We start from the raw sequence: 1,524 nt of genomic DNA on the forward strand, positions 1-1,524 counted from the left end.
AGGCGCTGATGCATGGAAGTTCTCGCGTACCGATGAACCGGTGCTGGGCGAGGTCGAACTGCGCTTCAGCCTGAACTGAGAATGAGCAATCGAGGATGATGTCGATGAAAAGAAACCCCTATGGCCGCCGCAATTTCCTCAAGGCCGCTGCCCGCTCGGGCGGCGCGGCGCTGGCCTTGTCGAGCCTGCCGGCCAGTATCCGCAAGGCCTTGGCCATTGCTCCGTCCTCGCCCACGGGCAGCATCAAGGATGTGAAGCATGTGGTGATCCTGATGCAGGAGAACCGTTCCTTCGATCACTATTTCGGCTGCCTGAAAGGGGTGCGGGGTTTTGGCGACAGCATCCCGCGCCCCCTGCCGGACGGCAACCCGGTGTTTTATCAGCGCGATGCCCAGGGCAAGCTGGTGCTGCCGTATCGCCTGGAGATGGCCACCACCAGCGCCGGGCGTGCCGGGGGCAACCTGCCGCACGCCTGGAAGGACCAGCACGCGGCCTGGAACCGGGGCGACTATGATCGCTGGATCGAGGCCAAGAAAGACACCGTCACCATGGGTTACTTCACCCGCGAAGACCTGCCTTTCCACTATGCCCTGGCCGAAGCCTTCACCATCTGCGATGCCTACCATTGCTCGGTGCTGGGTTCGACCAACCCCAACCGCTTTCACCTGATGAGTGGCGGCATCGACCTGGCGGGCCGCTTGGGTGGTCCCATGACCTACCAGCCGCGCACCGGCGCCTGGTCGGGCGTGCCGGGCCAGGTGCGCACCGGGGCCGACAGCTTCCGCTGGATGACCTACCCGGAGCGGCTGGAGCAGCACCAGGTGTCCTGGAAGGTCTACCAGGGGACTGATGAAGAGCAGCAGGACCATGGCGACTACCCGAGCGACTTCAACGTCCTGCAGTACTTCTTCAACCAGTACCAGACCGCCGCCCCGGATTCGCCACTGTGGCAGAAGGCTTGCAGCAAGTTCACGCTGGCCGACCTGGCGCGTGACGTGCAGGGCGGCAGCCTGCCGCAGGTCTCGTGGCTGATGCCGCCCAAGCTCAGTTGCGAGCACCCGGATCGTACCCCCGGCTATGGCGCTCATTACATCAGCCAGGTGCTGGACATCCTCACGGCCAATCCAGCCTTGTGGAGCAGCACCGTGCTGCTGGTGAACTATGACGAAAACGATGGCTTCTTCGACCACGTGGTGCCGCCTACGCCGCCGCTTCACGCGCAGCAAGGCTTGTCGACGGTGGACGTGAGTGGCGAATTCCACCGCGTGGGCGACTACGTCAATCCGGCCGACGACCTGCCGGCCGGACTGGGCGCGCGGGTGCCGATGCTGGTGATCTCGCCCTGGTCCAAGGGCGGTTACGTGTGCTCGGAAGTGTTCGACCACACCTCGGTGATCCGCTTCCTGGAGCANGTCTTTCGATGTCACGAGCCCAACATCAGCCCCTGGCGCCGCGCCGTCTGCGGCGACTTGAGCACGGCCTTCGACTTCAGTCGGCGTGATGCCCTCACGCCGGTCTTGCCCG

1 protein-coding gene is annotated in these 1,524 nt (G+C 64.4%); it reads left to right on the top strand.

What is annotated here, in order from left to right:
• Positions 1 to 104 precede the first annotated feature (104 nt).
• Positions 105 to 1,524 (top strand): phosphocholine-specific phospholipase C (locus I5W_RS00055; RefSeq protein WP_252716828.1); only part of this gene is annotated, 1,420 nt, incomplete at its 3' end.

Source organism: Herbaspirillum sp. B65 (assembly GCF_000333555.1).
GTDB classification, from domain to species: Bacteria; Pseudomonadota; Gammaproteobacteria; order Burkholderiales; family Burkholderiaceae_D; genus Herbaspirillum; species Herbaspirillum rubrisubalbicans.